The organism is Methylobacterium sp. Leaf118, from assembly GCF_920984675.1.
Lineage (GTDB): Bacteria > Pseudomonadota > Alphaproteobacteria > Rhizobiales > Beijerinckiaceae > Methylobacterium.
On record NZ_CAKLBV010000054.1, the window covers coordinates 22,197 to 30,366 of the forward strand.

The 8,170-nt window shown below is 70.5% G+C and carries 5 protein-coding genes; 2 read left to right on the forward strand and 3 right to left on the reverse strand.

Features of this window, described 5'->3' with window-relative positions; translation table 11 throughout:
- The first annotated feature begins 338 nt into the window (after positions 1-338).
- A complete protein-coding gene (locus LW587_RS18735; protein WP_232631108.1) occupies positions 339-1,829 on the forward strand; it encodes an amino acid permease in 1,491 nt (496 codons plus the stop codon).
- 422 nt (positions 1,830-2,251) lie between these two features.
- A complete protein-coding gene (locus tag LW587_RS18740) occupies positions 2,252-3,949 on the forward strand; it encodes a methyl-accepting chemotaxis protein (protein WP_232631109.1) in 1,698 nt (565 codons plus the stop codon).
- A 100-nt stretch (positions 3,950-4,049) separates the two neighbouring features.
- Here LW587_RS18740 and LW587_RS18745 read toward each other — a convergent pair whose 3' ends face one another.
- The 3 genes from LW587_RS18745 to LW587_RS18755 form a co-directional block, all read right to left on the reverse strand.
- Complete coding sequence (locus LW587_RS18745) at positions 4,050-4,955, reverse strand: MBL fold metallo-hydrolase (protein WP_232631110.1); 906 nt, start codon at positions 4,953-4,955, stop codon at positions 4,050-4,052.
- Positions 4,956-5,138: 183 nt separating this feature from the next.
- A complete protein-coding gene (locus LW587_RS18750) occupies positions 5,139-6,347 on the reverse strand; it encodes a L,D-transpeptidase family protein (protein ID WP_442919170.1) in 1,209 nt (402 codons plus the stop codon).
- A gap of 104 nt (positions 6,348-6,451) precedes the next feature.
- Positions 6,452-8,170 (reverse strand): ATP-binding cassette domain-containing protein (locus LW587_RS18755; RefSeq protein ID WP_232631111.1); only part of this gene is annotated, 1,719 nt, incomplete at its 5' end.

An 8,170-nucleotide genomic window follows, 5' to 3' on the forward strand; every position in this document is an offset into this window, starting at 1 on the left:
CACGAAAAACGAAATTTACGGATGCTGTTGGAGTGGATCGATCCGTGTCTCGGTGAGGGGCGTGAGATCCGTCTGGCCGGGGTGACGAGGCGCGCCATGAAGGTGGCGCGGAGACAGCGGGGGCGTCCTGTCCCGCTTGGGCCATGCGTCTTCGGATGGTGAGAAGCCGGCCAGGCAGGCGTTTGCTCCGAATTGCACCCCCACGCCCGGCCCGCCCCTTGCACTTCAAACTTGCGTCAGCCCGTTGCACGGATGGCGGTTTCGGGATTGACTTAGGATCATCGAAAACAAGAGCCGGACCGGGACGACCTCCCGTCCAGCGGGAGTGACGGACCGACATGGCGTCAGGCTTGGCGAGCGACCTCTTCCGGATCAAGACGCTGGAGCGTCTCAACGCCGATGCGGAGGCCGGCGAGAACAAGCTGGAACGCCATCTCGGCCCCTGGAGCCTGGTCGGGCTCGGCATCGGTGCGGTGATCGGGGCCGGGTTGTTCTCGCTCACCGGCATCGCGGCCGCCGAGCATGCGGGTCCGGCGGTCGTCATCTCCTTCGCCATCGCGGCGATCGGCTGCGCCTTCGCCGGCATGTGCTACTCGGAGCTCGCCGGCATGATTCCGGTGGCGGGCTCGGCCTATACCTACGCCTACGCTACAATGGGCGAGTTCGTCGCCTGGATCATCGGCTGGGACCTCGTCCTCGAATACGCGGTCGGGGCCGCCACCGTCTCGGTGAGCTGGTCGCGCTACGTCACCCGCTTCCTGCACGACACGCTCGGGATCAGCCTGCCCGGGGCCCTCGTCCACTCGCCGTTCGAGACCTACCAGCTCGCCGACGGGACGATGGCCCACGGCCTCGTCAACCTGCCGGCGATCTTCATCATCGTAGCGGCGTCCGCCCTGCTGATGGTCGGCATCCGGGAATCGGCCCGCGTCAACGGCATCGTGGTGCTGGTCAAGCTCGCGGTGGTGCTGACCGTGATCGGCGTGGGCCTGTTCTACATCAAGGCCCAGAACTACGACCCCTTCCTGCCCGCCAACACCGGCACCTTCGGCGAATACGGCTGGAGCGGCGTGATGCGGGCGGCGGGCGTGGTGTTCTTCGCCTATGTCGGCTTCGATGCGGTCTCGACCGCGGCGCAGGAGGCCAAGAACCCTCAGCGCAACATGATGATCGGCATCCTCGGCTCGCTCGCCATCTGCACCGTGCTCTACATCGCCTTCGCGGGCGTGCTGACGGGCCTCGTCCACTACGACACCATGCGGGGCGACGCCGCGCCCGTGAACACGGCGATCGCCCAGACGCCGTTCCCGTGGCTCAAGGGCCTCGTGACCTTCGGGGTGATCTGCGGCTTCTCCACCGTAATCCTGGTGCTGCTGCTCGGCCAGAGCCGGGTGTTCTACTCCATGAGCCAGGACCGGCTCCTGCCGGGCTTCTTCTCGGCGATCCATCCGAAATGGAAGACGCCCTACCGCTCGAACCTGTTCTTCATGGTGTTCACGAGCGCGCTCGGCGGTTTCCTGCCGATCTCCCAGCTCGGCCACATGACCAGCATCGGCACGCTGCTCGCCTTCATCCTCGTCTGCATCGGCGTGCTGATCCTGCGCCGGACCCAGCCCGACGCGCCGCGGGCCTACCGCACCCCGCTGGTGCCGCTGGTGCCGATCCTCGGCGTCGTCTCCTGCGCGGCCATGATGGTCTCCCTCGACGGCGAGACCTGGCTGCGCCTGCTGATCTGGCTCGCCATCGGCTTCGTGATCTACTTCGCCTGGAGCCGCCGCCACAGCCGGATCGGCCGCGAGGAGGGAGACCGGGCGACGACGGCACTCTGAGCCTCGCCCCCAGCGCCGGCGTGGCAGGGGCCAGAGCCCCGACGCGCCGGCGTGGCGTGACCGGATCGGCAGGCCCGGCCTCGGGAGCCAAGCCGTCCGACCCTCGGCGGGCCGCGGCCGAGCCTCGGTCGGGAGCCGCGCGTCCCGAGATCCGCCGGGGCTTCGCGGCTCGAACCGCCCCCCCCGTCGCCGCGGCGCGCGCGCGTCAGAAAAGGCCCGCACGCCGCCCGATCACGGGCAGACCTGCACGGACGCGCCGGGACGCCCTGAAGCACAGGCGCGCGGCGTCATCTGCCACTTTGCCAAGACTTGCTCCAGAGTCGAGGGGGGGGTATTCCCCGGCAGGTCCTTTAACTCTCTATTGAAATTTTTTATCGATGTCTGGTGTTGCCCTCCCGGTAGCGTCAGATGGATTGAATATGATGAAATATATCAACAGCATCGGCATTCTGTTCAAGCTCTGTGCGCCGCTTGTACTGATCGCAGCGATGGCGGCCGCACTTATCGTGCATGAGCGCGGAACACTGGACGGCGTCGCGGTCCAGTCGCGTTATGTTTCCGACGTCTTGACGGCCCGGCAGGAATCCTACCTCAAAATGCAGGCCGGCCTCGCCGAAGCCGCGCTGCTGAGCCGCAACATCATCCTCGATACGAGGAAGGAGCGGCTCGGGCTCAACAAGACGAAGTACGACGCCACCGTGGCGCGGGTGTACCAAAGCGTCGATCGGCTGATCGCCTTGGCGGACACGCCGGCGCGCGCGCAGATCGGCAAAGACGTGCGCAAGATGATCGAGGATTACTTCGGCGTCATCGATCGGGCCATCGCCGTCAGCATCCGGAACGACAGCGATGCCGCGCTGAAGATCGTGCTGGAGGAGGGACAGCCGGCGCGGGCCAAGCTCAACGAGCTGGTCGAGGCGCGCACGAACACGATCACCGCGGAGATGAATACCGGGGCGAACCAGCTCGAGCAGACCGTCAAGTCGGCGGTCACCCAGCTGATCCTGTTGGCCGGGATCGGACTCCTCGTCGCCGCGATCCTGTCCGGGGTGATCGTGATCTTCGGAATCACGCGGCCGCTCTCGCAGCTCGTCGTCGTCCTGAACCGGATGGCGCAGGGCGAGATCGACGCGACGATCCGTCAGGCGACGCGCGGCGACGAGATCGGCGCGTTGGGACGGGCCGTCGAGGGCATCAAGACGATGGTGGCCCGGAAGGCGGCCGAGGAATCCGAGCGCAAGCAGATCGCCGACGACGCGGCGGCGGCCGAGCGCAAGCGCACGATGATCGAACTCGCCGACGGGTTCGAGGGAGCTGTCGGCGGCATCGTCGGCATGGTCTCCTCCTCGGCCACCGAATTGCAGGCGACCGCGCAGCAGATGACCGCGAACGCGCAGGAGACCGCCAGCCAGTCGACCACCGTCGCCTCCGCGGCGGAAGAGGCGGCCGCCAACGTCAACACGGTGGCCTCCGCCGCCGAGGAGCTCGGGGCCTCGGTGCAGGAGATCGGCCGACAGGTGTCCGGCTCGGCCCATCTCGCCCAGCAGGCGGTGGCCGAGGCGGACCGGACCGCCTCGCTCGTGAACGCCTTGAGCAAGGACGTGATCCGGATCGGCGACGTGGTGCAGCTGATCACGACCATCGCGGCCCAGACCAACCTGCTCGCGCTCAACGCCACCATCGAGGCGGCCCGGGCCGGCGAGGCCGGTCGCGGCTTCGCGGTCGTGGCCGCGGAGGTGAAGGAGCTGGCGAACCAGACCGCCCGCGCGACCGGGGAAATCTCGGGCCAGATCGGCCAGATCCAGGGGGCCACCGAGGAGGCCGTGGGGGCGATCGGTTCGATCACGGCCCGGATCCGCGAGATCAACGCGGTCGCGGCGACCATCGCGGCGGCGGTCGAGCAGCAGGGCGCGGCGACGCAGGAGATCGTGCGCAACGTCGCCGAAGCCTCTGTCGGCACCACCGAGGTGACCAGCAACATCGCGGGCGTGGCGCAGGCCTCGGAGGAGACGGGGGCGGCCGCGAGCCAGGTGCTCGTGTCCGCGTCGGAGCTGTCGCGTCAGTCCGAGCACCTCTCGGTCGAGGTGCACCGCTTCCTCGCCACCGTCCGCGCGGCCTGAACGCCGTGCGCGGCCCGCGGCCGGCTTCGGCTGCGGGCCGCTTCGCACTCCCGGGCGACCGTTCGGCCCGAACCGTCCGGCAAAGCCTTCGCGTGATGCCTCAGGCCCGCCGCGCGAGCGCCAGAACCGGCGGCTCGGCGAGGCCCACCAGTGGACGGCCCACCTCGATCGACTGCCGCTCGCGGGCGATGAAGGCGGTGGGCATCTCGGCCTGCATCTCGGCCTCGACCTTGCGCAACTGGGCGTCCGAATGGGCCGGGTGGAGATGGATGATCGCCAGCGCCTTGGCGCCCGCGCCCTTGGCCAGCTCCACGCCCTTCTGCCAGGTGGAATGGCCCCATCCGCAGCAGCGCGAATACTCGCTCTCCGTGAACATGCCGTCGTAAACGATGAGGTCGGCATTCTCGACGAAGCGGCAGAGCGCCGGGTCGGGCCAATGCGCACCGTGCTCGATGTCGCTGATGACGCAGAGCCGCTTGCCCCCGTGATCGAAGCGGAAGCCGGTCGAGCCCTGGGGATGGTCGAGCAGGATGGTGTCGACGCGCGCGCCGTCGGCGAAGGTCAGCGTCTCGCCGGCCTGGAAGCCGTGATGGCGGAAGGTGCAGGGCAGGATGTCGAGGGTGACGGGAAAGAGCGGCGGCGAGAACAGCCGGTCGAGGGCGCCCTGCGCGCTCGCTCCGTCGAGATTCCCGCACCACGTGTTGATGGTGCACTCGGCGTCGAGGACGGCCGGCTTGAAGAACGGCAGGCCGGCGCTGTGGTCGAGATGGAGGTGGCTGAACAGGAGGTCGATCTCTTTGGGCAGCCCCTCGCGGCTGCCGCGGCCGAAGGCAGAGAGCCCCGAGCCGGCATCGATCACGAACAGCCGCTCGCCGCAGCGGACTTCCAGACAGGGGGTGTTGCCACCGAACTCGGCCGTCTCGGGGCCGCTCACGGGCGTAGAGCCGCGCACGCCCCAGAAACGCAGGACGAGGGCGTCGTCCTTGGCTGGACTCGTCAGGGTCATGGGTCGATACCGTGGCCCGGCTCGGTCCCGGGCATTCCGCAGTGGCAGCGCCGCCGCACGCATCCGCTTGACGATCCGCGGCGGTCCTTCGGCCCTTTAACGAGGCCGGAGTGTACCGTGCTGACATGGGGGGACGCCACGTGGGTCCGTGTGCGGGCACGCACACAGCGTTTTGATCCGTTCTCAATCAGCGCGGGCGACCTTCTCGACCGCAGCGTGCAGAGCGGCGGGGTCGGGCAGCCCGACCTGCCCGTCGAGCGTCGCCCGCAGGAGGATCGGCAGCGACTGCGCGTAGCGGGTGGCCGGCTCGGGGAAGCGGGCGGGCTCGGCCTGGGGCGACCAATCGGCGACGCGCCGCGGGAAATACGGGGTGCCGGGCCCGATCACGGCCGCCCACAGGGTCTCCGGCAGGATCGCGGGCGGGGCGGGCTTCCGGCGGGCGGGGATCAGCACGACCTCCTGACCGGCATAGGCCAGGGCCTCGGGGCGGCTGATATCGCCGACCGGGAAGCCCTGGCGGATGCGGTGGGCCCAGAAGGCGTGCTGGCCGCCATCCGAATAGGTCGTGCGCAGGGCGGCGGCCCCCTCCTCGACGGTCTCGGCGATGCGCCGGTTCTCGTCCCGGTGGAGTGCGAGCGCGGCCTCCTCCCGGGTGGGATCCTTCGAGGGCAGGAAGGCGTAGCGCCCGTTCGCGACGGTGACGACCGGCTCCTCGCCGGTCGCCTCGAAGCGGTCCGAGCCCTCCTTGAGCTGGCGCCAGAAGCCGATATTCGGATCGGAGCGGGCGCGGGCCATGTTCGCGGCCGTCATCCGGAAGGGGAAGGACTGGAACTGGAAGGCCGTCTGCCCCCCGGCGAAGGCCTCGCGGGCAACCGAGAACAGCTCGCCCGCGACCTGGTCGGTCATGGCGAAGCAGCCCATCGACGAGCAGATGCCGTGCACCATGATCGCCGATCCGGTCGCGCCGCGGGCCCGGTCGTAGGCGTTGGGGTAGCCGATGTCGAAGGAGAGGTAGTAGCGCGAATTCGGGTTCATCTGGCTTTTCGCCACGGTGTAGAACCCCTCCGGCGTCTGCCGGTCGCCGTTCTTCGTCTTGGGGCCGAGCTGTCCCGACCAGCGGCAGATCGGATAGGTCTTGATCGGGACGTAGCGGCCGGAACCGTTCCGCTTCCACAGTTCGATCTCGGATTCCTTCTTGTAGGCCCGCAGCAGGATCGGCGCGGCGGCGCTCGTGCCTTTGGCGGCCATCATCGCCAATGTCGCGGCGGGAATCGGCTGGCTCGCCTTGTCGGCCCGGGCGGGGCCGGGAAGGCCGGCCATCAGCAGCAGCAGGACCGGCAGAAGGGCGCGCAGCAGGCGCGGCGGGATCGCTGGGGCGTTCGGGGGAACCATGCACCGTCTCGATCGAGACCGGCGGGAAGAGCCGGCGTCGCCTGCGGCGACGCGGGCCCAGTCCTGCTCGGGGTTTGAGGCGGATTTGCGGGGAAACGGCGCGCTCAGAGGGCGGCCTCGGCCGGTTCCCGGCCGTTCACCGTCACCACCGTGTTGCGCTCCACCCGCAGCACCGCGTCGAACGGCGCCTGACGGCGCAGGGTCGCCTCGTCGGGCAGGCAGACGATCAGGCCGGCGCCGGCCCGCAGGGCCCGCAGGCGCGCGATCCGGGCGGTGACCTCGTCGGGCTTGCGCTCGTCGAGAGTCAGGCCGACCACGAGGATGTCGGGCCGGCGCACGAGGCAGCGCACGAACTCGATCGCCACGCGCTCGCGCGGTCCGATGGCGCCCTCCCCCAGCACCGCCCGCTGGCCCGGGGCGGCGCCCGCCGCCCCCGCCGCGATGCGGGTGGCGAGCCCGAGGCGGTACACGGTGGGCTCCAGCCCCTGCTCGGCCAAAACCCGTCGCACCAGGGCGCGCACCCGCGCCTCCGCGCCCGCCTCCCCCTGGGTGATGCGCCCGAACAGCAGGTTCTCCTCCAGGCTCGCGGCGGCGGTGAGCCGGGCGGGATCGTAGAACTCCACCTTCTCGCGATAGCGGGCCGGGAGGAGCGCCGCGAAGGAGTGGCGGGCGGCCACCAGTCGCTCCTCGAGGCCTTCGTCGATCAGGCCGAAGCGGTGGCGCGTCTCGTTGTAGCGGAGCGCCAGCCCGATCAGCCGCTCGCGGTCGCGCTGCCCGGCGGGCCCGCGGCGAAAACCCCGCGCCTCGGGCTGGCGGGCGACGAGATCCTCGAAGTAGCCCCGCTCCGCCGCGGGAAACAGCGAGAACGTCTCGAACAGGGGATGGTCGTCGGGGAGATCCGAAAAGATCTCGACGGTGGAGCGGGCGACCTGGAGGCCGACATCGACGAGCGTCCGGGTCAGGTCCTCCGCCTCCAGCACCGCGCGCAGATAAGGGTGCGCCGCGAGCCGGCCCGGGGCGAAGGCGGGGCCGACCGCCTCGCCGAACAGCAGGTTCTCGCCGAGATCGGCCTGATGGTTGTAGCGGGCGGGGTCGAACGGCTCGACCAGCCGCTCGATCCCCTCGACAGCCAGGGCCTCGCGCACGGCCCGGCGGGCCGCGACCACCGCGCCCGCCGTGGCGGGGTCGTCCTGCGGATCGACCGAGGCCTCGAGGCCGCGCTCGTAGACGAAGGCGTCGAGCCCGGTGAGCTTGAGGATGGCGATGCGCTCGGCGAGCCCCGAGGCCTCGCGGTCGCCGCTGCGGGCGCCGTAGAGCAGGTTCTGGCGCAGCGTCCCCTCGATCAGGATCGCTTCCGCGCCGGCCAGCGCGATCCGCCGGGCCCGCTCGGCCGGATCGAAGGCCTTGAACGGCGCGCCGCCATAGGTGAGCGCCCCCGCCGTCGGTTCGATCTGGCCGGCCAGCAGGGCCGCGAGGGCCCGCACGCCGCTGCCGCGCGGGCCGACGATGGCGACGTGGGCGGGCATCGTCAGGGTCAGGTCGACGCCGGTCAGCCGCTCGCCGCTGGCGGGGTCGTAGGCGCCGACGCCCCGCGCCGCGAGGGGGCCGGCCTGCGGGAAGGGCGCGGCGGCCCGGGCCACGCCGCCGACCGGGGCCGGCTCCAGGGCCTGGAGGATCGCGGCGATGTCGCGAAACAGGGGCTGGACGGCGGCGCGCTGGGTCCACAGGCGCAGCGAGGCCGAGACCAGGACCGCCGCGACGGCGAAGGCGCCGGCGGCCGCGGCCAGGGCCCCGGGCAGCACGTTGTCGGCCTCGGTGGCGGC